Below are 22,926 nucleotides of genomic sequence, written 5' to 3' on the forward strand. Positions count from 1 at the left end.
CGTCGGCGGTCCGGACACCCCGGCCCCCGCGGCCCGCGGGTTCGGGCCCGGCACGCACGCCCCCGACACCCGGCCGGGCGCGCACGGTCCCGGCACCCGGCCCGGCGGAGGCCCCGGGCACACCGGCCCCGGCCACCCGCACGGCCCCGACGGCGGCCCCCACGGCCCCCACGAGAACGGCCCGCACGAAAGCGCGCCCCACGAGAACGGCCACAGCGACCCGGACGGCGGCCCCCCGCACCACAACGAGCCGCTCCCCCCGGACGAGGTCAACGCCCGGCACTCCGAAAGCACCCCGTCCGGCAGCTCCTACCACGCCGGCGACCCCGACATGGGCGACCTGCCGCACCGCGTCCAGCCCGACCCGGACGGCCGCTACACCGTCGACGTGCACGTCACGCCCGACGGGCACGCCCGCATCGGTGACCGGCTCTACACGCCCGAAGAGTTCGCGGACGTCCTGCGCCGCAACGCCGACTACGACGGCCGCCCGATCCGGCTGATCGGCTGTGACGCCGGCTCCAACGACTTCGCGCACCGGCTTTCGCGGGAGCTCGACACCGAAGTCATGGCGCCGACGAAGCCCGCCTGGACCGACTCGCACGGCCGTGTCTTCTCCTCCGACTACGAGATCGGCCCGGACGGCAAGATGCGGCCCCGCATCCCGCCGGACGGCGAGTGGAACACCCATCACCCGGACGGTTCGACGCACCGCGCGGGCGACGACGGCTTCGCGCCGGAGAGCCACCACGGCGAGCCGCACGACGTCGACGCCGACAGCGCTCGACACCGCGGTGATGGCGACGATCTCAACCCGCAGCACCAGATCGAAGGGCGCTGGCACGAGCCGACGAACTTCACGCCGCCCGGCGAGGACGTCCGCCTGGGCGCCGGTGAGAGCTTCTTCGACAACCCGCCGCCGAAGCTCGAGCCGAACACCCGGTACAACGTCGTCGATCCCGACGGCAACGTGCGCACGCGGATCTACACCGACAAGCACGGCACTGTGACCCATGTGGACGCGCACGCGCCGAACACGCTGCACGGCGGCAACCCCGAGGTCGCCCGGCCGGTGCCCAACGCCGACTACCGGGTGCAGGTCGGCAACCGCCACGACATCTACCCGACCGGGCCCGACGGCCAGGTCCGGACCGTCACGCACCAGGACGTCCAGACCGTGCACGGCAAGCAGGACGTCACCCGCACCGACCACGTCACGACACCGCCGGAACCCGCCACCCACACGCACGTCGGCCCAGGCGACCCGAAGGCGCCGGCGGCCGACAAGCCGTTCAGCGCGCGGACGGACCTGGAGCCGGACACCCGCTACCACGTCACCGACGCCGAAGGGAACCCGCGCGGCAGCTTCCAGACCGACGGCGAGGGCAAGGTCAAGTGGGTCGACACCCACGAAGGCACCCCCGACCGGCCCAACCCGGACCTCGACCACCCGGTGGCGAACGGCAACTACCGCGTCGACCGCGGGCCGAACTACCAGGAGTACCACGTCGGCGCGGACGGCAGGCCCGAGCACGCGGCGAACTGGCGGGAGCCGCACACCTCCGGCGAGGCCGTCGTGCACGAAGGCGCGGTGCGGCAGAACGAGGCGTTCAACCGGCAGAACCACGTCGACGAGCACGGCAACTCGACGCTGGCGCCCGAGCGCGAGCACCAGGTCACCGACCGGCACGGTCAGTCGCGCGGCTCGTTCTACACCGACGAACACGGCAACATCACGCAGGTCGACACCACGACCGGGCAGCGGTCCCGGGTCAACCCCGAGATCGCCAAGGCACCGGACGGCGTCCACGTCACCCAGGACGGCTTCTACGGCACCGGCAAGGCCAAGGACGTCCAGGACTCCTGGCCCCAGCCCGACCGGGAAGTCACCTTCTCCCACCACGAGAAGAACCCCGGCTTCCTCGACGGCAACGCCGACGGCTTGAGCGACCAGCAGGTCAAGGCCGTCACGGACCCGGTCAGCGGCAAGCAGGGCAGCCCGCTGGTCACCCGGACCGACCTGCCGCCGAACACCCGGATCCACGTCGTCGACAGCGAGGGTTTCCCGTACTCGACGGTGCAGACCGGACCGGACGGCAAGGTCACCCACGTCCACACGTTCCAGCCGACCAACGCCGACCTGAACTACCCGCCGCCCGGCGCGACCGTGCGGGTCGACCACGGCCTCGAGGTGCACAACCCCGACGGCAGCACCCGCATCACCGAAGGCGACGTGCACCGCACCGACACCCGCGGCAACACCGTGGCCACTTCGGGCCCGCCGGACGCCGCCGGCGCCAGCCAGATCCGCCGCGACGAGAAGGCCCAGGCGGAAGTCGGCGCCCTCGGCGGGAAGGACGCGGCCGGCAAGAACATCGACGACGGCGGCCACCACGGCGGCACCGCGATCGGCAAGGGCGGCGAGTCGATCAACCAGTCGACGGAAGGCCGCATCGACAACTCCAACGCCGGCTCGAAGGAGCTCGAAGGCACCTACGACACCGATGACAGCTGGTACCAGATGGAACGCACCCGCGACGAGAACCTCGACGCGGTCGACCACGAGGACATCATGCCGGCGCGGGACCCGGACATCGACGACCCGCACACCCGCCACTACCGTTCCTACGGCGTGGACGAGCAAGGCCGAATCACCGTCAATGTCAGGAGTTTCCCCGGTGACCACAACACCCCCCTCTGGCCCCGCGACTTCCGGCGGTGAAAGCCACGAGGACCTGATCCAGCAACTCGGCATCGCGCTGCTGGACCTGGCGCCGGAGACGGGCTGGCGACGGATCGACCTCGTCAGCTCGATGACCGTGCCGGTGCAGGACCTCGGGTTGACCGTGATCATGGACGACGGCTCGCGGCCGGAGGTCCGGCCGCCGCACGAGCTGAACGTCGTCCTCGCGAAGCTGCGGACGCTGACCTACCAGCCGGGGCGCGGCGCGTGGTTCTCCGCGCGCGTCTCGATGAACCCGCCCGGCGCGATCTTCTACAACTACAACTACGACTACGAACCCCGGCTGACCCCGCAGATGAAGCCCGAGGACTACGCCGAGGACCTGAAGATGTTCCCGCGGGAGCCCGAGCACGTTCCCGGCTGGCTGCGGGAAAAGCTCGCCGCGGCGAACGGTGAGGAGCAGAAGTAATGCCCATGCCCCGGATGCCGCTGAACACGGCGCAGGCTCACGAGCTGCTCAAGGACTTCACCACCTGGATGATCCACTCCGTGCCGTCGGACTGGGACCAGCTGTTCCTCACCTTCCGGTCGGTCGGCGGGTACGTCGAGCTGCCGGCGCAGATCATCACCGTGCTCGGCGGCGGGTACGACTGGACGCCGCCGCCGGGGGTCGCCGAGTTCTTCGTCGAGCTGAAGGACGACATGGCGCGCCCGGGCGAGGGCGCCTGGACGTCGCTGCGCTACCACCTGGTGCACCCCGGCCGCTACAACGCCGAGTACGACTGGGACGGCGAGCCGGACTGGGACCACGTCCCGTCCCGCGACTTCTTCGTCGCCGAAGCCGAGAAGTACCCGCGGGAGAACGTCCCGGAGTGGCTCCAGCGCCGCTTGGCCAGTGACTGACGGGAGAGGCAGATGAGCCAGCCGCCGGTGCCGCCGCAGCAGGAGATCGTCCGGCAGATCGCCGTGGTGCTGACGTCCCAGGTGCCGCCGGGGTGGCGGCAGCTGCGCGTCGAGTACCGCGCCGCCGGGCGGCACGTCGAAGCCGACCTGCTGGTGACCGGGCCGGACGGCGTGCCCCGCCCGGGCCAGCCGCACCCGGAAGCGGTGCGGCTGCTCGGCGTGCTGCGCTCGGGCATGTACCAGCCCGGCCTCGGCACCTGGCTGGGCGCGATCCTCGTGTTCGAGCCGGGCCAGGCCCCGGACGTCGACTTCGTGCGGCCCGACCTGGAACCGCCGTTCCGGCAGCAGCCGCCGCCCATCGGCTTCCAGGACGAGCTGCGGTTCTTCCCGCGCGCGGACGAGCACATCCCGGCCTGGCTGCGGGAGCGGGCCGGCCTGCAACCGCCGGTTTCGGACGGCGAGATCCGCACCCCGCGGATCTACGACGGCCTCGACGCCGCGGGCAAGCCGCTGATCCGGCGCCGGCCGCTGATCCCGGCCGAGGCCGAGCGGGTGCTGGCGTACCTCGACGCGGCGCCGGTCATCCTGGCCTCGCGCAGCAACGGCCCGGACGCCTTCGCCCCCGACCGCGCGGACGCGGTGCCGATGAACTTCCGCACCGACGGCGCGTGGGCCTGGCCGGGCGCGGTTGCGTACTACCTGCGCGAGCACGGTGTGCCGCCGGACCCGGACCTGGTCGCCCACATCCGCGCCCGGCGCTTCACCGCGCCTTCGGAGGTGTCGGAGCCGGCCAAGGACCTCGCTCTGGCCGCCATCACCGGCGAGGAGCTGTGACCTCCGGGCCTTCGGGCTCCGCCACCCGGAACCCTCGGAAGACGAGTCAGACGACGGTGTAACCCGCTTCCATCAACGCACGCTCGACGTCCTTGCAGTGCTCGGGACCGCGGGTTTCCAGCGCCAGCACGATGTCCGCCTCGCCGAGGTCGAGCGTGCCCGAAATCCGCGAGTGCTCGACGTCGAGCACGTTCGCGCCCAGTTCGCTGACGCGCGAAAGCACGCCCACCAGCGACCCCGGGCGGTCCGGCACCCGCAGGTGGAGCCGCAGGTAGCGGCCGCCCGCGGTCATGCCGTGCTGGATGATCTGCAGGAGCAGCACCGGGTCGACGTTGCCGCCCGAGAGGATCGCGACGACCGGCGGCTCGAACGCGCCGGGGTGCTGCAGCAGCGCCGCGACCGTCGCCGCGCCGGCGGGCTCGACCACCAGCTTCCGCCGCTCCAGGCACAGCAGCACCGCGCGGGAAAGGGACTCTTCGGACACCGTCACGACGTCGTCGACCAGCGACTCGACGTGGGCGAAGCTGACCAGGCCCGGCTCGCCGACCGCGATCCCGTCGGCCATCGTCGAGGTCGAGCCCAGCCGCACCGGCGCGCCCGCGGCCAGCGACGGCGGGTACGCGGCGGCTTCCTCGGCCTGGACGCCGACGACCCGGACGTCCGGGCGCACCGCCTTCACCGCGGACGCGACCCCGCCGACCAGCCCGCCGCCGCCGGTGGCGACCAGGATGGTCTTCACCCCGGGTGTCTGGTCGAGGATCTCGAGGCCGACCGTGCCCTGGCCGGCGATGACGTCGGCGTGGTCGAAGGGGTGGATGAACACCGCGCCGGTCCGTTCCCCGAACTCGACGGCAGCGGCGAGCGTCTCCTCGAGCAGGGCGCCGTGCAGGTGCACGTCGGCGCCGTAACCGCGGGTGGCCGCCAGCTTCGGCAGCGGGGCCCGCAGCGGCATGAAGACGGTGGACTTAGCGCCGAGCAGCGACGACGCGAGCGCGACGCCCTGCGCGTGGTTGCCGGCGCTGGCCGCGACGACGCCGCGCGCGCGTTCGGCTTCGCTGAGGCCGTGGATGCGCGTGTAGGCGCCGCGGATCTTGAACGACCCCGTGCGCTGCAGGTTTTCGCACTTCAGGTGCACCGGACCGCCGTGGAGCCGGCGCAGGTCGCGCGCGTGCTCCATCGGCGTCACCCGGGTCACTCCGGTGAGGAGTTCGCGGGCGGCCTGGATCCGCTCGATGGTGACGAGTTCCATGAGCCGGATGATGCCACTCAGGAGATCCACAGGTTGACCGGACCGGGACCCGGGTACCCTGGGCCGTGTCAACACGCGGTGAACGAGGAGCGACCATGGCACGGGGGAACGACGCGAACGCCGCTCGACGGGCGCGCGCCACCCGCTCCGCCGGCCTCCTCCCCCTGGTGATCGGCGTCGCCTCGGCGGCCGCGCTCACCGGCGCGGCGTACTTCACGGTCGACAGCGCCTCGTGCGGCGCGCCGGCGCAGTACATCCGCCACGACAGCCACGTCGAGCTGGTCGGCGGCTGCGTGGACGGCTCGACCCTGCCGGCCACCGGCACTCCCCGCGCGGGCGGCAACTACAACCCCTGAGGGTTACTCCCGTGTTCCTCCGGCACAGGAAAGTGCCTTCTTCCGCGGTGTGTGCGCGTCCTCGATGATCACGGCATGAGTTTCGAACCAGGCCGTGGCCCAGGTCCCGCCAAGCCGACCGAAGAAGCGCTGAGCGACCTGCTCGCGACGCACGACCTGGGCGCGCTGGCGACCGTCAACCGGGCCGGCCACCCGCACCTGTCGACTGTGGCGTACGCCTGGGACCCGGCCGAGCGTGTGGTGCGCATCGGGTCGACGCTGGGGCGCGCGAAGGTCCGTCAGCTCGCGCACAACCCGCGCGCGTCGCTGTACGTCAGCAGCGCGGACCAGCTGTCGTTCGCGGTCGCGGAGGGGGCCGGCTCGGTGTCGCCGGTCAGCTCGGTGCCCGGTGACGAGACCGGGCGGGCGCTGCTCGCGATGCAGGCGCCGTTCACCGACCCTGGCGACGAGGCCGCGTTCCTGAAGAACATGGTCGAGGACCGCCGCGTGGTGATCACGCTCCGGGTGGAGCGCCTCTACGGCGGCGGCCTCGACCTGAGCGCAAGCTGACAAGCGCCCCAATGTGGCCTTGGTTGCGTCAGACGCACCCAATGTGGCCTTCGGTGCGTCTGACGCACCGAAGGCCACATTGGGGTGCTTGAGACTCAGCCGAGGGCTTCCAGGAGGTCCGCGACCAGGTCACGGCCGTCTTCGATGCCGACCGACAGGCGCAGCAGGTCCGCCGGGACCTGCAGCGTCGAGCCCGCCGTGCTCGCGTGCGTCATCTTGCCCGGGTGCTCGATCAGGGACTCGATGCCGCCGAGGGACTCGGCCAGGATGAACAGCTTCGTGCGCGAAGCGACCTCCAGGGCCGCCTGCTCGCCGTCGGCATGGCTGAACGAGATCATCCCGCCGAAGCGGCGCATCTGCTTCGCCGCCGTCTCGTGGCCCGGGTGCTCCGGAAGGCCCGGGTAGTAGACCTTCGCCACCTTCGGGTGCTTGAGCAGCGCCTGGACGATCAGCTCGGCGTTGTCGCTGTGCCGCTCCATGCGCAGGGCCAGCGTCTTGATGCCGCGCAGGGTCAGCCACGCGTCGAACGGCCCCGGCACGGCGCCGGCGGAGTTGCGCAGGAAGAAGAACTGCTCACGCAGCTCGTCCTCGTTGGTGATCACCGCGCCGCCGACGACGTCGGAGTGGCCACCGAGGTACTTCGTCGTCGAGTGCAGCACGATGTCCGCGCCCAGCGAGAGCGGGTTCTGCAGGTACGGCGTCGCGAAGGTGTTGTCGACCACCAGGCGGGCGCCGGCCTCGTGCGCGACCCCGGCCAGCGCCGCGATGTCGGCGATGCCGAGCAGCGGGTTGGTCGGCGTCTCGCACCAGATCAGCTTCGTCTCGGGGCGGATGGCCGCGCGGACGTCGTCGAGGTCCGCCAGGTTGGCGACGGTGTGCTCGACGCCCCACAGGCTGAGCACCTTGTCGATCAGGCGGAACGTGCCACCGTAGGCGTCGTTGCCGAGCACGAGGTGGTCACCGGGGCGCAGGGTACTGCGCAGCACCACGTCGGACGCGGCCATGCCGGACGCGAAGGCCAGCGCGTGCCGGCCGCCTTCCAGCGAGGCCAGCGCCTCCTCCAGCGCCGAACGGGTCGGGTTCGCGGTGCGCGAGTACTCGTAGTCGCCCTCGCGGGTCCCGCCCACGCCGTCCTGCGCGTAGGTCGAGGTCTGGTAGATCGGCACGATCACCGCGCCGGTGCGGGGGTCTGGCTTCTGACCGGCGTGGATCGCGCGAGTCTCGAAACCCAGTACGGAGTAGTCGTCCACCATTGGCTAAGCGTACGGGCCGGCCCCGACATTCCCGTCAGGTGGGATGGATCTCAGCACCGCACCAGCGCGCCGCCGGTCCGGACGCGGCGAGGGCCAGGGTGACGACGGCGGGCGGCACGACGAGCGCCAGCGCGCCCAGCCCGCCGACGGCCAGCCCGCTCGGGCCGAAGTCGGTGAAGGTGACGCCGGCGGCCGCGAGGAGCGTCGAGGTCAGCGTCGCGAGCATCGCCGCGCAGCTGCCGGCGATGCAGCCGATCCGGCCGAGGGGCTCGCGCCGCAGCAGCAGGACGCCGCCGGGCAGCAACGCCGACACGAGCACCAGGTCGACCGCCGCGTGCAGGCCGACACGGCCGGCGTCGTCCGGAAAGCTCAGCAGCGCGACCGCGTCCAGGCAGAGCCCGGTCAGGTAGACCAGCCCACCGAGCAGCGCGAGCACGGCGGCGGCGAGCGCCGTCCGGCGTTCGGTCGCGATCAAGCGCTTCACCAGCCCGGGGGTCGGCCGCCCCGGGAGTGGGGCGGGTCGGGTGCCGAGGATAGGGCTGATGGCCGTGCGGCGCCGGTGGGGGCGAGCAGCAGCGTGCCGACCGTCAGCGCCGGCAGCGCGAAGATCGCCTCCGGCGAAGTCGGGCCGGCCGCGCACCGCCGGCGGGACTCACCAGCTCCGGGACGAATACGCGCCCTGGCCGGAGAAGACGGGCAGCGCCGGCGTCCGGTAGCGCAGGTACCGGAACGTGGGCGGCAGGAACGCCAGCACCAGCACGAGCACCGCCAGCCCGGCGAGCGCGACCCGGTCGACCATGGCGAAGCCGCCGTGGGTGAACATCGCGTCGGTGAAGCGGGCCAGCGGCACCCCGACCGACACCGGCTCGACCAGCAGGGCGCCGATGGCCAGCAGCGCGCCCAGGCCGAGCAGGACCGCGCCGGCCGTCGCGCGGAAGAACGTCGCCAGCGAACCGAGCAGCAGCACCAGTCCCGCGACGAGGTAGCCCGCGAGGTCGGCCAGCACCAGGCCGGGGAGCGCGCCGAGGCTGAATTCGGCCGGCATGTCGAGGAAGATCTTGACCGGCACATATCCCGCGGCGACCGCGGCCGGTAGTCCGAGCGCGCCGGCGAGAACCGCCGTTACTCCGGACGGCCGAACCGATGAATACGAATGCGAATGCGACACCGGGTAGCCGAGCGAACCGGTCACAACTCCCCCATCAGCAGAGCGCGGGACGACGGCGCTCACCCTAGTCCGGAAAGGGGAAACTGAACCCGAAAGGGAACGGAATTCGGCCGGACGGCGGAACCCAAGATCATTTTTGTGCGGTAGCGGCAGAAATCATGTCATGCGATCCGCGCGGCCGTGCTGCTCGTTAATTGTCCGAAAAGGACAAGTGCGTATTCGGCTATAAATGCAGCGTGCCCCGGAGCCGAATGGGCTCCGGGGCACGCTGTCTTCTCGAGACTGGTTCACCACTGCTGTTGCTGCGGCGGCTGGCCGAACCCGCCGCTCGGCGGGCCCTGCTGGCCCGGCTGCTGGCCGTAGCCGTGCGGCGGCTGACCCGGCTGCTGCGGGTAGCCCTGGCCCGGCTGGCCGTAGCCGCCCTGCTGCGGCGGCTGGCCCGGCTGCGGGAAGCCCCCGCTCGACGGCTGCGGGAACCCGCCGCTCGAGGGGTTGGGACCACCCGGCTGGCCGTAGCCCGGCGGCGGGCCGTAGCCCTGGCCCGGCTGCTGCGGGTAGCCCTGCGGCGGCTGGCCGAACCCACCCTGCTGACCCGGGTCGCCGAACCCACCCGGGCCGGGCTGCCCCGGCTGCCCGAAGCCCGGCGGCGGACCGGGCTGCCCCGGCTGGCCGAACCCGCCCGGCTGCTGCGGGCCACCGAAGCCCTGCGGGCCGCCGAAGCCCGGCTGCGAGCCGGCCGCGCCGCCGCCACCGAGGCCGACGAACTGCTGGGTCGGCGGCAGGAGCCCGAGCACGCCGACGATGAGGATGAGCACGCCGAGGATCAGTGGCGGGAGCCCGATGCCGAACGTGTCCTTCTCGGACGCGGACGCCTGCGCGAGCGTCTGGGCGTTCGGCGTCATGCCGATCTTGATCAGCAGCGCGAAGAGCACGAGCAGCGCGCCGCCCACGACGACCACGATCGGGACGAACTTCTTGATCCCGCCGAGCTTGCCCGCGAGCGCGAGCCCGACGCCGCCGGCGAGGGAGATCAGCGAGCCCACCAGGACCATGATCACGTAGAACCAGAGCGTGCCCGGGCCGATGATGCCGGCCGCGTCGAGGACCTTGTCGATCGCCGCCTGGTCCGGGGCGAGGTCGAAGATCTTCGAGTAGTCGCTCGCGTCGCCCATGTAACTGAACGAGATGATCAGCGCGATCAGGCCGAGCAGGGCGACGACGCCGCCGGCGATGTAGCCGAACAGGCCGTTGCCGCCCGCGGCCGGTCCGCCGAACTGCGGCGGCGGGGCGCCGAACCCGGGCTGCGGTGGGCCGCCGAAGCCGGGGCCGCCGAAGCCCTGCGGGGGCTGGCCGTAGCCACCCGGCTGCTGCCCGAACCCGCCCGGCTGGCCCGGCTGACCGGGCTGCCCCGGCTGGCCGAAGCCACCCGGCTGCTGGCCGAACGCCGCGGCCGGGTTGTCGGCCGCGCTCGGCGGCGGGGTGTACGGGATCGCGGGCGGCTGGGAACCCGGCGGGACCAGCTGCGTGGAGTCCGCGACCGGGGCGTCGCCGCCGCCGGCCGGGTTCACCATCTGGGTCGCGTTCGCGTCGGCCGGGTTCATCATCTGGGTCGCGCCCGCCCCGCCGTCACCCGGCTGGACCGGCTGCACGACCTGGGTCGGCTCCGGCGTGTCCCCGAACGGGGAACCGGGGGCTTGTGGTTGCACGACCTGGGTCGGCTCGGGGCTGCCGAACGGGTCCTGCTGCGGCTGGGGGCCACTCGGCGGGCCTTGAGGTGGCTGGCCGCCACCCCACGGCTGGTTCGGTGGCTGCGGTGCACTCATGTGGGTCTTGAACCCCCTTGACGAGGACGCGAAAGTGTTCTACTCGCGCCCACGCTATCGGATCACCCGGCAGGGCGCTCGTAACGCCCCTGCCGGGTCCGCCGATTAAGACACTTCTCAGCCGTTGTTCAGCGCCCGGCCAGGAAGCCCAGCAGGTCGTGCCGGGTGACGACCCCGGCGGGCTTGCCGTCGATCAGCACGAGCGCCCCGTCGGCGCCCTCGAGCGCCGTCATCGCGGCCCCGACCTGCTCACCGCCGCCGATCGTCGGCAGCGGCGGGGACATGTGCCGCTCGAGCCGGTCGGCCAGCTGCGCCTTGCCGGTGAACAGCGCGTCGAGCAGGTCGCGCTCGTTGACCGCGCCGACGACCTCGGCCGCCATCACCGGCGGCTCCGCGCTGACCACGGGCATCTGGCTGACGGCGAACTCCGCCAGGATCGCGACGGCCTCGGCGACGGTCTCGTTCGGGTGCGAGTGCACCAGCGCCGGCAGGTGCCCGCTCTTCTTGGTGAGCACGTCGGCGACCGTCGCGCCGGAGGAGTCGGGCGGCAGGAAGCCGTAGGAGGACATCCAGGTGTCGTTGAAGACCTTCGTCATGTAGCCGCGGCCGCCGTCGGGCAGCAGCACGACCACGACGTCGTCCTCGGTCAGCCGCTCGGCGAGCTTCAGCGCGGCGGCGACGGCCATCCCGCAGGAGCCGCCGACCAGCAGGCCCTCCTCGAGCGCGAGGCGGCGGGTGACCTGGAAGGAGTCGGCGTCGGAGACCGGGATGATCTCGTCGGCGATGTTGCGGTCGTAGGTGTCCGGCCAGAAGTCCTCGCCGACGCCCTCGACCAGGTACGGCCGGCCGCTGCCGCCGGAGTAGACCGAGCCCTCCGGGTCCGCGCCGACCACCTGCACGCGGCCGTCGCTGACCTCCTTGAGGTACTTGCCGGTGCCGGAGATGGTGCCGCCGGTGCCGACGCCCGCGACGAAGTGCGTGATCTTGCCTTCGGTCTGCGTCCACAGCTCCGGGCCGGTGGAGAGGTAGTGGCTCTCGGGGTTCTGCGGGTTGGCGTACTGGTTGGGCTTCCAGGCGCCGTCGATCTCGCGGACCAGGCGGTCGGAGACGTTGTAGTAGGAGTCCGGGTGCTCGGGCGCGACCGCGGTCGGGCAGACCACGACGCGGGCGCCGTAGGCCTTGAGGACGTTGCGCTTGTCCTCGCTGACCTTGTCCGGGCAGACGAACACGCACTGGTAGCCCTTGCGCTGGGCGACCATGGCCAGGCCGACGCCGGTGTTGCCGGACGTCGGCTCCACGATCGTGCCGCCCGGGCGCAGCTCGCCGGAGCGCTCCGCGGCCTCGATCATGCGCAACGCGATGCGGTCCTTGACCGAGCCACCCGGGTTCAGGTACTCGACCTTGGCCAGCACGAGCGGCTTGAGCCCCTTGGTCAACGAGTTCAGCTTGACCAGCGGGGTGTTGCCCACGAGGTCTGCGATGTGCTCTGCGTACTCCACGACCGCCAGCCTAAACGGCGGACCGGTCGGGTTGTCCACTCGTGCGGGGACCCGGGTGGGCCCCCGGGTGCGCGTCGGTGATGGCGGGCCGCGAACCGCGAGGTCGGGCCGTCCGGCGAAGACCGGAGGCGGCCACCAAGCCGCGCGTCTACGCCGGAGCCGGCCCGAGGGCCGCCGCACGCCGATCCGTCATCCCGTCCCGGAGGTTCCACCCGGCGCCGACACCGCGCCGACACCCCATCCGCAGGGCCAGGGACGCCCCGCAGGCGGCCCGTCCGATTGTCATCGCCAGTTCACCTCCCAGGTCAGGAATGGCGATCTTGTCTTCGTTCGACGATTCTATCGGCGCTCCGGTTGCCCCGGCTCATCCTTTCGTGTCAATTGTGACCAACCCGACCGTTCGGCGATCGGGCGTTCTTCCCAGCCGTTCGGCCAGGTCCTCGGGAAACCCTGTTGGGCTTCGGCGCCGGCGAGCCGGGCGACGGACTTCACGCCGAAATCGACCGGACCCGCGAAGACGGCGCCGTTGAACGTTTCGGACCCGTCGACGAATTCGACACCACGGAAATCGACGCGGTTCTCGAAGGTCGCTTTGTTGAAGTCCGCTTTGCCGAGGAATTCGGAGCCGCGGAAGGAGGTCAGGTCGGAGAACCGCGTCTCGTAGCAGGTGATCGAACGGATCACGCAGTGCGTGAGGTTCAGCCCGACCAGCGTCGCCCCGGAGAAGTCGAGGTCGACGCCGGGCCAGAAGCCGGTGTCCGGCTCGCCGGGCGGGCCGGGTCGCAGGTGCTGCCGGATGATCCGCTGGGCGGTCTTGCGGACCTGCAGCTCCTCGAGGTTCGTCGCGTGGTCGTCGAAGGGCATCCGCAGGTAGGCGCAGAGGACGTTGACGATCGTCTGCCGATGCTCGGCGTACCCGCCGGCCAGCCGCTCGAGGGCGTACAGCCCGGCGAGCCGGACCGGGGCCTTGTCGCTGCCGAGCTGGTCGGCGGCCTTGCCGTAGATCTCGGTGACCCGGCGTTCGGTGGCGTCGTGGTCCTTCTGCACGAGGTCCAGTTCGGCCGAGCGCTGCCGGCGCGCGGCGAGCAGCAGGGCGGCGGCACCCCCGGTGCCGACGACGATGTTGGCGGCGGTCTTCAGGGCGTCGAGCCGCGCGGAGTCCTCCGGGCGGCCACCGCCCAGGAGGCTCAGCAGCAGGGTCGCCGACACCGCGGCGACCATCAGCAGGCCGGCTCCCCACAGCAGGATCGTCCTGGTCCGCAGCACCCGCGCGTCCGTCCCCACCCCGGTGATCCTGCCAGCCGGGTGTTGCATTGGTCGCGTTCGACTTTGCCCGCGGGCGTCGGCGCGGCAGTATGTGAGCAACCGCTTAGCTCGCGATACGAGGATGTGTCACGTCATGCCTGAAGCTGTCATCGTCTCCACCGCCCGCTCGCCGATCGGCCGCGCCGGGAAGGGTTCGCTGGTCAGCATGCGGCCCGACGACCTGACCGTGCAGATGGTCCAGGCGGCGCTGGCCAAGGTGCCGGAGCTGGACCCCGCCGACATCGACGACCTGATGCTGGGCTGCGGCCTGCCGGGCGGCGAGTCCGGGTTCAACATGGGCCGCGCCGTCGCCGTCGAGCTCGGGTACGACCACCTGCCCGGCTGCACCATCACGCGGTACTGCTCGTCCAGCCTGCAGACCACCCGGATGGCGTTCCACGCGATCAAGGCCGGCGAGGGCGACGTCTTCATCTCGGCCGGCGTCGAGACCGTCTCGCGGTTCGCCAAGGGCAGCTCGGACTCGTGGCCGGACACGCACAACCCGCTGTTCGCCGACGCCGAGCAGCGCACCGCCGCGACCGCCGAGTCGGGCACCGACAGCTGGACCGACCCGCGCGGCGACGGCAACGTCCCCGACGTCTACATCGCGATGGGCCAGACCGCGGAGAACCTGGCGCGGCTCAAGGGCGTCACGCGCGAGGACATGGACGAGTTCGGCGTCCGCTCGCAGAACCTGGCGGAGAAGGCCATCGCCGACGGCTTCTGGGCCAAGGACATCACCCCGGTGACGCTCGCGGACGGCACGGTCGTCTCGAAGGACGACGGCCCGCGCGCCGGCGTCACCATCGAAGGCGTCTCGGGGCTCAAGCCGGTGTTCCGTCCCGACGGCCGCGTCACGGCGGGCAACTGCTGCGCGCTCAACGACGGCGCCGCGGCGCTGGTCATCATGTCCGACACCAAGGCCCGCGAGCTGGGCCTGACGCCGCTGGCGCGGATCGTGTCGACCGGCGTGACGGGCCTTTCGCCGGAGATCATGGGCTACGGCCCGGTGGAGGCGTCCAAGCAGGCGCTTTCGCGTGCCGGGCTGTCGATCGGCGACATCGACCTGGTGGAGATCAACGAGGCGTTCGCCGCGCAGGTCATCCCGTCGTACCGCGACCTGGGCATCGACCTGGACCGCCTGAACGTCAACGGCGGCGCGATCGCGGTGGGCCACCCGTTCGGCATGACCGGCGCGCGCATCACGTCGACGCTGATCAACTCCCTGCAGCACCACGACAAGCAGTTCGGCCTGGAGACGATGTGCGTCGGCGGCGGCCAGGGCATGGCGCTGATCATCGAACGCCTCTCCTGACCTCGGCCTCGTGAGTGGTTAGGGCGGTTCTAACCGCCCTAACCACTCACGACAGCCACGGCAGACCCCGCTAGTGGACCATTGCCGGTGGGGCGGCCACCTCGCCTTCCGCCGGGGCGGCCGGTTTCGTCTTCGGCAGGAACAGTGCCGGGATCACGCACAGCACCACCAGCACCAGCGACCAGACGAACGTCGTCGAGAACGCGTCGGCCGCCAGGCCCGTGGCCGCCTCGTGTGACGCCGGGTTCAGGATCGCCGCCGTGGCCGCCAGCTGGCCCTGGGCCGTCGGGACGCCGAACTTGCCCGCCAGCAGCGCCGCCAGGATCGTCGCCATCACCGCCGAGCCGATCGCGCCCGCCGTCTGCTGGACGATGTTCGTCGCCGTGGACGCGCGGGCCATGTCCGCCGGCCGCAGCGTCTGCAGGGCCGACGTCGTGATCGGCATCATCGTGCAGCCCATGCCGAGGCCCATCACGAACAGCGCCGAGAGCAGCGTCCAGTACGACGTGGTCGCCGTGACCTGCGTCAGCACCGCCATCGAGCCGACGATCAGCACCATGCCCGGCAGCACGATCTTGCGCGCGCCCACCTTGTCGGCCAGCCGGCCGGCGACCGGCATCGTGAGCATCGCGCCGAAGCCCTGCGGCGCCAGCAACAGCCCCGCGTGCAGCGTCGTTTCGCCGCGCACCAGCAGGAAGTAGGTCGGCAGCAGCATCATCCCGCCGAGGAACGCGACGAAGAACAGCGACATCGTCACCATCGCCACGGTGAACGCGCGGTTCTTGAACAGCCGCAGGTCCACCAGCGGGTTCGGCACGCGCAGCGCGCGCAGCACGAACGCCACCAGCAGCGCCAGCCCGGCGACCGCCGGCAGCCACACCTCGACCGCGCCGATCCCGCCCGCCGACGGGATCTTCGAGACGCCGAAGATCAACGCGGCCAGCCCCGGCGACACCATCAGCATGCCCGCGAAGTCGAACGGCGCGGTGGCCTCCGGCTCGTCCTTCGGCAGCAGCCGCCACGACAGCAGCAGCGTGACGACGCCGATCGGCACGTTGATGAAGAAGATCCAGCGCCAGCTCACGGCGTCGACCAGCCAGCCGCCGAGGATCGGGCCGCCGATCGGGCCGAGCAGCATCGGCACGCCCAGCACCGCCATCACGCGCCCGAGCCGCTGCGGACCCGCCGCGCGGGTCAGGATCGTCATCCCGCACGGCATCAGCATGCCGCCGCCGAAGCCCTGCAGGACGCGGAAGAGGATCAGCGTTTCGATGTTCCAGGCCAGGCCCGCCAGCATGGAGCCGGCCAGGAACAGCACGATCGCGACCATGTAGAGCCGTTTGGTGCCGAACTTCTCGGACGCCCAGCCGGTGACCGGGATGACGGTGGCCAGCGCCAGCAGGTAGCCGGTGGCGACCCACTGGATGACGTCGAACGACGTCGAGAACTCGATCGTCAGCTTCTGCAGCGCGACGTTGACCACCGTGGTGTCCAGGATCGCCATGATGGCGCCCAGGACGACCACGGAGGCCACTTTCAGCACCCCGGCGTCGAGCGCGTCACTGTTCGGCGCCGAGCCGGTTCTTTGCGTGGTCATAAGGAGAAGTCCCCCCGGTTTCGTCGATTGTCCGCGAGAGTACCGGGGGGCTCCGACAAAAACGGCTCAGCAGATGCTGTCGGCCGGCTCCGGGTTCGCGAGCCCGAACAGCGGGCGCAGCTTGAGGCCGAGCCACGTGCCGCCGAGCGCGAACGCGCCCCACAGCCAGCCGTGCAGGCTGCCGGTGGAGATCCCGCCGAGGTACGCGCCGATGTTGCAGCCGCCCGCCATCCGCGCGCCGACCCCCATCATGATCCCGCCGAGGATCGCGGCGACGGCCGTGCGCCACGGGATCGAGCTGTGGATCTTCCACGCGCCCGCGGCCGCGGCGGCCACCGCGGCGCCGATCATGATCCCGATGTCGGTGAGGCTGGTCTTGTCCTGCCAGATCGGCCCGGCCAGCGACGTCGCGTTGGCCTTCTGCTGCCAGAACTCCCACGACTCGGGGTGCAGCCCGAACACCTGCAGGATCTTCGCGCCCCACAAGGCGAACGCGCTCGTGACGCCCCAGATCCCGCCGGAGACCAGGAAGACCGCGCCGGCCAGCACGCCGAGCACGACCGCGCCGACAAGCACCGGCCACGAGCCGCGGAAGATCCGCGCGAACCCGCGCGCGGTCGGCACGACGTCCACCGGCGGCGGCGTGCGGCGGCGCTGCACTGCCCGGGTGACCAGCACGATCCCGGCGAGCACGGCGATCGTGATCGCCCACGAGCCGAACCAGCCGACGTGGTCGGCCAGCAGCACACCCGGGAAGGCCGGCCAGCCGTTGAGCAGCGGGTAGGCCCAGGTGTAGAGCACGGAACCGGTGATGAACCCGCCGAGGGTCAGGACGATCGTGGACTGGCCGGAGCCGACCGCGAACAGCGTCCCGGACGCGCACGCGCCGCCGAGCTGCATGCCGATCGCGAAAAGCGTCGCGCCGACGAAGAGGGCGAGCCCGAGCGGGCTGGCCGTCGGCGCCGGTTTGCTGCCGAAGAGCCCGGCGCCGGTGCCGGCGATCAGCGCGATCAGCGTCGCGGCGGTGCCCAGCAGGAGGGTGTGGGCACGCAGGCCCTGGCCGTTGCCGACGGCGATCAGCTGCCGCCACGCCGAGGTGAAGCCGAACCGCGAGTGGAACAGCGCGAGCCCGAGCCCCAGGCCGAGCAGCAGCAGGACGCCGAACTTGGCGCCTTGGCTCGCCCAGACGTACCAGGTCAGGCCGACGGAGAGCACACCGGCGACCGCCAGCGGCACCACGCGGACGGGCTCTTCCGGCTTCGGCACGGGTGCGGCGCAGGACGTGGGGAACTCGAGGAACTTCTTTTCACCGGCAGGGGATTCGGTCGTCGCCACCAGTACTCCAGGCTTGGGTGGGCGGAGCAGGACGAGCAACGTTAGGTCCGGTGATCGGCTTGTCGCAGCCCGTCGCACAGTGTGGGACGAATGGAGCAATCCGGCCGCTATCACCCGTTCGGCAGTTACGGAGAGACGCTGAACAACCTTAGATTCGATCTTGATCTGAATGACCCAGGATCGAAACGAGGGTGGATGAATTCCAATCTTCGCCGCGTCGCGGCGATTGCTGCTGCGGCGGTATCGATTTTCACAATGACCGCAGCAACCGCACAAGCAGGAACGGAATCGGTCAATCTCTGTTCTGAGAGCAGATTCTGCATGTGGCATTTCGCTGACGGCACCGGCTACCCGGATAGCTCTACGATCGGGCGCCCGCTCAAGTGCATTGACACGGCCGAATATCAGCTCGCGTACAACCGCCAAAGTCAGGCCGTCCGGGTGTGGAAGTACAACAACTGCACGGGCGACTCGGCAGTGGTGTTTCCTGGAGCGATCTTCACCCCACAGGGCTGGACCATCGACGCCATTTCTCCCTGAACGCAAACGACGTGACTGAAGCTGTGGGGGCATCCTCCGCGAGGATTCCCCCACAGCCGAATCAGTCAGCCGTCTTGACGCACATCGTCGTCGCCGGCTCCGGGTAGATCGCGACGCGGGTGGCTTCGGTGCCCTCGCAGACACTCTCGCTCGCCTGGCCTTCGACGACCTTTACGAGCTCGGCGTCCTTGGTCGGGTCGGTGCACGCGACCTTCTGGTAGCCCTTGGTCTTCGACGAGAAGTTGGCCAGGCAGTCACCTTGCTTGGCGTTGATCATCAGGCACAGCTTGTACGAGCTGCGGCCACTGACCGAGTACGTGTCGTAGCCGGCTTCGGAGCCGCCCGGGCACTCGTCGCTGGAGCTCTCGAGCTTCGCGCCGATCTTGACGTTGGCCTTCGGGTCGTTGCAGTCGGCCTTCGCCGGGTCGTCGCCGCCCCGGGTGAACTCGGTGATGCTCAGGCAGTCACCCGCGTTCGAGGTGGCCGGCGACTGCGCGAAGGAGACGATCCCCACGATCACGAGGCCGATGACCACGATCGCGCCGATCGCGCCGACGATCAGCCGGGCGGCCATCGACTTCTTCGGCGGCGCGGGCGGCGCCGGCGGGAAGCCGGGCTGGCCGGGCGGCGGGAACTGGCCGGGCGGCGGGCCGAACTGGCCGGGCTGACCCTGCGGCGGGGCACCGAACTGTCCCGGCTGGCCCTGCGGCGGGGTCCCGGGCGCGGCGCCGAACTGTCCCGGCTGGCCGAACTGCTGCGGCTGGCCGCCCGGAGGCGGTCCGTACGGATCGGGCTGACCCACCGGCTGCTGGCCCCCGGGGGCCGGAGGGGGAACGCTCACTGTGAACCTCACACATGTGAAATGAAGAACCGACCGGCACATCAAACACGCAGGGTGAGCACGGACCGCAGCGGGGTCCTCATATGCACTAATTACCCACAGAAAAGGCGCCCCGTTGATTACGGAGCGCCTTCACTGAGAGACTGTGAGCCAAGCTACTCACGAAGGTAGGACAGCAGCCGCAGGATCTCCAGGTACAGCCAGACCAGCGTGGTCATCAGGCCGAACGCGGTGTACCAGGCCCACTTCGACGGCATGCCGGCGCGGATCATCCGGTCGGCCTGGTCGAAGTCGAGCAGGAAGCTGAAGGCCGCGATGCCGATGCAGACGATGCTGAAGACGATCGCGAGCGGGCCGCCGCCGCGCAGCGGGTTGAAGTCGAAGGCCAGCGACGCGATCAGGTTGAACAGCATCAGGACCGCGACACCGACCACGGCGCCGACGATCCACTTGGTCAGCTTCGGCGTGACCTTGACCGCGCCGGTCTTGTAGACCACCAGCATCCCGATGAAGACGCCGGCGGTGCCGATGATCGCCTGCAGCGCGATGCCGTGGTAGACCGCTTCGAACACGCCGCTCAGCGCGCCGAGGAAGAGGCCTTCGGCGGCGGAGTAGGCCAGCGTCAGCGGGCCGCTCGGCTTCTGCTTGAAGATGATCACCAGCGAGATGACGAGCCCGACGACCAGGCCGCCGATCATCGCGCCGATCAGCGCGCCGGGGAGCCGGCCGGTCTCGGCGATGGAGGTCTGGGCCCAGATCCCGGTGATGATGCCGACGACGAGCGCGACGCCGAGGCTCATGCCGGTCTTGATGACGACGTCGTCCACGGTCATCGGGCGGTCGCCCTCGCCGGAGGTGACCTGCCCGGGGCCGTACCCGGGCGCGCCGCCCTGGGTCTGGTCGAAGCCCACCGGGGGCCCGTACTGCCCATACGTCTGGGTTCCGCCTCGGGGCAGGTTGCGGAACGCCGGGTTGCTACTGGAACGCACCTGATCCTCCTGGATCTGCTGCTTCGTGGATCGACGCTGCATCGGGTTCAACGACCGCCGGGCACGCACGGTTCCCGTCGAGTAAAGACGACTTTACTCGACGGCGGGCCACCGGCCACGTCGGACACGGTAGGCGAGCGGGCGCACGACCGTTCAGCCGCAGCCACCCGAAGAGCGGTAGACAGCCCAACCCGGTTCGAGCGACGCTCACCTGGCGTGTCCGGACGTTCACCGAACGCGCGTCGGGGAGTTGATCAATCGTGTGACCTGCGGAGACGCACCGGCGTCGCCGCACGTCCCGACGGAGGGGCCTGCACACCATGAGGTGGTCAACCCGCTCGCGCGCGCTCGTCGGCCTGGTCGCCACCGCGCTGCTGGGCCTGCTGTCGGTGGCGCCCGCGGCGTCCGCGGACTCCCAGCGTGGCATCGGTCACCTCATCGAGGGACAGCCCGGCACGGGCCAGGACTGGCTGGGGTCCTACGTCGTCGGCGGGCAGCAGGTCTTCTGCGTGAGCTTCCAGCTCACCGCGCCCGACACCGGCGAGGTGTACAAGCCGGGCGACGAGCTGCTCACGAAGTGGGGCACGAAGCTCCCCGCCGACCAGGCGGCGAACATCTCGTACCTGCTGCTGCGCTACGGCGGCACGAAGGAGCCGGACGACGCGGCCGCGCTCGCGCACCTGCTGCACTCCTGGACGGCGGCGCCGCGCACACCCGCCGACCTCGTCGCGTCCCTGCCGCCGGACAAGATCGCCTACGACGCGCCGCGGCACCTGGCGAACCTGCCGGCCGGCGCCCGGGCGGCCGTCGAGCGGCTGCGGACCGAGGCCGAGACCAACCGCGGCCCGTGGACCGCGTCGGTGACCACGCCGAAGGCGCCGCAGTACCCGGGCGAGGCCGCCGAGTGGACGGTCACCGTGACGAACGCCAAGGGCAAGGGCGTCCCCGACGTCCCGGTGAAGCTGACGGCGACCGACGGGACGCTCGGCGACACCGCCACCGCCGGGAACGCGAGCCCGCCGGGCGGCGGGGCCTCGCTCACGACCGACGCGGACGGCACGGTGCGCGTGAAGCTGACGCCGGACGGCGCGCGGCCGAAGCTGGTGGCGTCGCTGTCCGCGCCGGCCGACCGGCCGTACGTGCGGGTGCCGGTCGACACGGCGAAGCAGCGCGTCGTCTCCACCGGCGGGGAGAAGGAGCTGACGGCGCAGGGTGTCGTGAACGTCGCCAAGCCGGGCCGGGCGCAGGTGACGAAGACCGACGCGAACACGGGCAAGGGTGTCGGCGGCGCGGTCCTGCGCATCACGGGCAAGGACAAGACGGCGGCCGCGCTGGCCCAGGACGGCAAGCCGCTCGTCGGCGCCGACGGCAAGCCGGCCGTGGTGACCACCGACGGCGCGACCGGCGCCGTGACGGTCGAGAACCTGCGTGCGCCGCAGGAGATCTGCGTGGTGGAGGCGAGCCCGCCACCGGGCTACACGAACGCGTACGACCCGGCGAACCCGCCGTCGGCGTGCGGCATGGTGAAGCCGGGCGAGACGCTGGCGCTGACGGTGTCGAACAAGCCGAACGAGGTCCCCCGCGCGATCCCGGCGGGCGATCGGCCGGTGGCGCAGGCACGCGGGGTGGTGGAGACGAGTTATTCGGCGCCGGGGCTGGCCGGGCTCGGGTTGCTGGTGCTGCTGGGCGCCGGCCTGGTCGGCTTCGCCGCGCGGCGGGCTTCGCGGCGGTAGGAGCGGCATGGCGCGGAGGGACTGGCAGGACGACAGCTGGTTCGTCGACGAGTGGCAGCACGGCGACCGGCAGGTCGGTGACGCCTGGCCGGCTGCTGAGGGTGGCGGGCATGGGGAAGACGGGGTCTGGCAGATCGATGACGCCCGGCCACCCGACGACACCTGGCTGGCCGCCGAAGGCGGGCCGGGCGGCAACCCCCGGCAAACCGGCCCAAAGGACATCCGCCGACCCGCTCCGAAAGCCGGCCGCGCCCGGCTCCTCGTCGGCTTCGCCCTCGGGGTCGTGACCGTGCTCGCCGCCCAGTTCGGCTCCTCCGCGCTCACCTCACCGCCCGTCGCGGTCGTGGCCGGCACCGCCGTCCCCGCCGCGGGGGCCGCCGCACCCAAAGCCGCGCCGCCGGTCCCCACCACCACGACCACCGCGCCCGCGGCCCCCGCCGCCGCCACGCCGTCGTCAACCACAACGAAGCCGCCACCTCCGCCACCCCAGCCACGCGGCACCGTCCGGCTGCCCGGCGGCGGCACCGCGACCCTCGTCCGCGAGGACCTCGGCCCCGGCGGCGAACTCCCGATCCCGGCCGACCTCGGGCAGGCGACCTGGTGGGGCGCCGACCTCGACGCCGCCGGTGGGGCCAGTGTCTTCGCCGGGCACGTGAACTGGCGGGGCGCCACCGGCCCGTTCGCGGAGCTGTGGGCCGACCGGGCCGGCGCCGACGTGACCATTGTGGACAGTGCGGGCAAGACCTGGCGCTACCGGATCTCCCAGCTGGTCACCGTGCACAAGGACGACCTGCCCGCGCGCGCCGACGACCTCTTCGGCCAGTCCGGCCCGCACCGCGTCGTGCTGGTGACGTGCGGTGGCCGCTGGGTCGGCGGCTCGGACGGCTACGAGGAGAACCGCGTCGTCATCGCGGACCCCGCCTAAGTTACCCGTGAGTAACTTCACGTCCCGCC

At 71.4% G+C, this 22,926-nt stretch carries 21 protein-coding genes; 10 read left to right on the forward strand and 11 right to left on the reverse strand.

Annotated elements, in window-relative coordinates; genetic code table 11:
- The 4 genes from M8542_RS30450 to M8542_RS30465 all read left to right on the forward strand — a co-directional run.
- Positions 1 to 2,722, forward strand: a 2,722-nt coding sequence (locus M8542_RS30450) for a DUF8616 domain-containing protein (protein WP_504970534.1), incomplete at its 5' end; no start/stop codon positions are given.
- Positions 2,679 to 3,152 (forward strand): hypothetical protein, encoded by a 474-nt coding sequence (locus M8542_RS30455; protein ID WP_257923722.1) that lies wholly within the window; start codon positions 2,679 to 2,681, stop codon positions 3,150 to 3,152. The genes M8542_RS30450 and M8542_RS30455, both read left to right, overlap by 44 nt.
- Positions 3,152 to 3,586 carry a hypothetical protein gene (locus M8542_RS30460; protein ID WP_257923723.1) on the forward strand — a complete coding sequence of 145 codons (435 nt, stop codon included), beginning with the start codon at positions 3,152 to 3,154 and terminating at the stop codon, positions 3,584 to 3,586. Before M8542_RS30455 ends, M8542_RS30460 begins: the two co-directional genes overlap by 1 nt.
- A gap of 12 nt (positions 3,587 to 3,598) precedes the next feature.
- Positions 3,599 to 4,420 carry a ferredoxin gene (locus M8542_RS30465; protein WP_257923724.1) on the forward strand — a complete coding sequence of 274 codons (822 nt, stop codon included), beginning with the start codon at positions 3,599 to 3,601 and terminating at the stop codon, positions 4,418 to 4,420.
- 46 nt (positions 4,421 to 4,466) lie between these two features.
- On the opposite strand, the gene ilvA is transcribed toward M8542_RS30465, so the two are convergent.
- Positions 4,467 to 5,669: a threonine ammonia-lyase gene (ilvA, locus tag M8542_RS30470; protein ID WP_257923725.1), complete on the reverse strand. Its 1,203-nt coding sequence runs from the start codon at positions 5,667 to 5,669 to the stop codon at positions 4,467 to 4,469.
- A 95-nt stretch (positions 5,670 to 5,764) separates the two neighbouring features.
- On the opposite strand from ilvA, the gene M8542_RS30475 reads away from it, so the two are divergent.
- A complete protein-coding gene (locus M8542_RS30475) occupies positions 5,765 to 6,025 on the forward strand; it encodes a hypothetical protein (RefSeq protein WP_257923726.1) in 261 nt (86 codons plus the stop codon).
- Positions 6,026 to 6,100: 75 nt separating this feature from the next.
- On the forward strand, positions 6,101 to 6,574 hold the full coding sequence (locus M8542_RS30480) for a pyridoxamine 5'-phosphate oxidase family protein (RefSeq protein ID WP_257923727.1): 474 nt from the start codon (positions 6,101 to 6,103) through the stop codon (positions 6,572 to 6,574).
- A gap of 95 nt (positions 6,575 to 6,669) precedes the next feature.
- Here the strand turns inward: M8542_RS30480 and M8542_RS30485 are convergent, their stop codons facing one another.
- The 6 genes from M8542_RS30485 to M8542_RS30510 form a co-directional block, all read right to left on the reverse strand.
- The gene (locus M8542_RS30485; protein ID WP_257923728.1) at positions 6,670 to 7,827 is read right to left on the reverse strand and encodes a cystathionine gamma-synthase; all 1,158 of its coding nucleotides are present in this window, start codon (positions 7,825 to 7,827) and stop codon (positions 6,670 to 6,672) included.
- 34 nt (positions 7,828 to 7,861) lie between these two features.
- Entirely contained in the window at positions 7,862 to 8,311 is a 450-nt protein-coding gene (locus M8542_RS30490; RefSeq protein WP_257923729.1) for a hypothetical protein, read from the reverse strand.
- Positions 8,312 to 8,479: 168 nt separating this feature from the next.
- A complete protein-coding gene (locus tag M8542_RS30495) occupies positions 8,480 to 8,872 on the reverse strand; it encodes a hypothetical protein (RefSeq protein WP_257923730.1) in 393 nt (130 codons plus the stop codon).
- 410 nt (positions 8,873 to 9,282) lie between these two features.
- Entirely contained in the window at positions 9,283 to 10,818 is a 1,536-nt protein-coding gene (locus tag M8542_RS30500) for a hypothetical protein (RefSeq protein ID WP_257923731.1), read from the reverse strand.
- Positions 10,819 to 10,946: 128 nt separating this feature from the next.
- Positions 10,947 to 12,317: a cystathionine beta-synthase gene (locus tag M8542_RS30505; protein ID WP_257923732.1), complete on the reverse strand. Its 1,371-nt coding sequence runs from the start codon at positions 12,315 to 12,317 to the stop codon at positions 10,947 to 10,949.
- A gap of 339 nt (positions 12,318 to 12,656) precedes the next feature.
- Positions 12,657 to 13,601, reverse strand: a complete 945-nt coding sequence (locus tag M8542_RS30510; protein WP_257923733.1) for a pentapeptide repeat-containing protein — start codon at positions 13,599 to 13,601, stop codon at positions 12,657 to 12,659.
- 115 nt (positions 13,602 to 13,716) lie between these two features.
- Here M8542_RS30510 and M8542_RS30515 point away from each other — a divergent pair, with 115 nt between their 5' ends.
- The gene (locus M8542_RS30515) at positions 13,717 to 14,937 is read left to right on the forward strand and encodes an acetyl-CoA C-acetyltransferase (RefSeq protein WP_257923734.1); all 1,221 of its coding nucleotides are present in this window, start codon (positions 13,717 to 13,719) and stop codon (positions 14,935 to 14,937) included.
- A 70-nt stretch (positions 14,938 to 15,007) separates the two neighbouring features.
- On the opposite strand, the gene M8542_RS30520 is transcribed toward M8542_RS30515, so the two are convergent.
- Both M8542_RS30520 and M8542_RS30525 read right to left on the reverse strand, forming a co-directional pair.
- Positions 15,008 to 16,534: a DHA2 family efflux MFS transporter permease subunit gene (locus M8542_RS30520; protein WP_257923735.1), complete on the reverse strand. Its 1,527-nt coding sequence runs from the start codon at positions 16,532 to 16,534 to the stop codon at positions 15,008 to 15,010.
- Positions 16,535 to 16,600: 66 nt separating this feature from the next.
- A complete protein-coding gene (locus M8542_RS30525; protein WP_257923736.1) occupies positions 16,601 to 17,869 on the reverse strand; it encodes a YeeE/YedE family protein in 1,269 nt (422 codons plus the stop codon).
- Positions 17,870 to 17,959: 90 nt separating this feature from the next.
- On the opposite strand from M8542_RS30525, the gene M8542_RS30530 reads away from it, so the two are divergent.
- The gene (locus M8542_RS30530) at positions 17,960 to 18,409 is read left to right on the forward strand and encodes a peptidase inhibitor family I36 protein (RefSeq protein WP_257923737.1); all 450 of its coding nucleotides are present in this window, start codon (positions 17,960 to 17,962) and stop codon (positions 18,407 to 18,409) included.
- 61 nt (positions 18,410 to 18,470) lie between these two features.
- Here M8542_RS30530 and M8542_RS30535 read toward each other — a convergent pair whose 3' ends face one another.
- Complete coding sequence (locus M8542_RS30535) at positions 18,471 to 19,250, reverse strand: LppU/SCO3897 family protein (RefSeq protein WP_257923738.1); 780 nt, start codon at positions 19,248 to 19,250, stop codon at positions 18,471 to 18,473.
- A gap of 155 nt (positions 19,251 to 19,405) precedes the next feature.
- Positions 19,406 to 20,239 carry a Bax inhibitor-1/YccA family protein gene (locus tag M8542_RS30540; protein ID WP_257923739.1) on the reverse strand — a complete coding sequence of 278 codons (834 nt, stop codon included), beginning with the start codon at positions 20,237 to 20,239 and terminating at the stop codon, positions 19,406 to 19,408.
- Between the two features lie 320 nt (positions 20,240 to 20,559).
- Here M8542_RS30540 and M8542_RS30545 point away from each other — a divergent pair, with 320 nt between their 5' ends.
- A complete protein-coding gene (locus M8542_RS30545; protein ID WP_257923740.1) occupies positions 20,560 to 21,972 on the forward strand; it encodes an MSCRAMM family protein in 1,413 nt (470 codons plus the stop codon).
- Between the two features lie 220 nt (positions 21,973 to 22,192).
- Positions 22,193 to 22,897, forward strand: a complete 705-nt coding sequence (locus tag M8542_RS30550) for a class F sortase (protein WP_257923901.1) — start codon at positions 22,193 to 22,195, stop codon at positions 22,895 to 22,897.
- Positions 22,898 to 22,926: the final 29 nt, after the last annotated feature.

This window comes from Amycolatopsis iheyensis (assembly GCF_024703995.1).
Lineage (GTDB): Bacteria > Actinomycetota > Actinomycetes > Mycobacteriales > Pseudonocardiaceae > Amycolatopsis > Amycolatopsis iheyensis.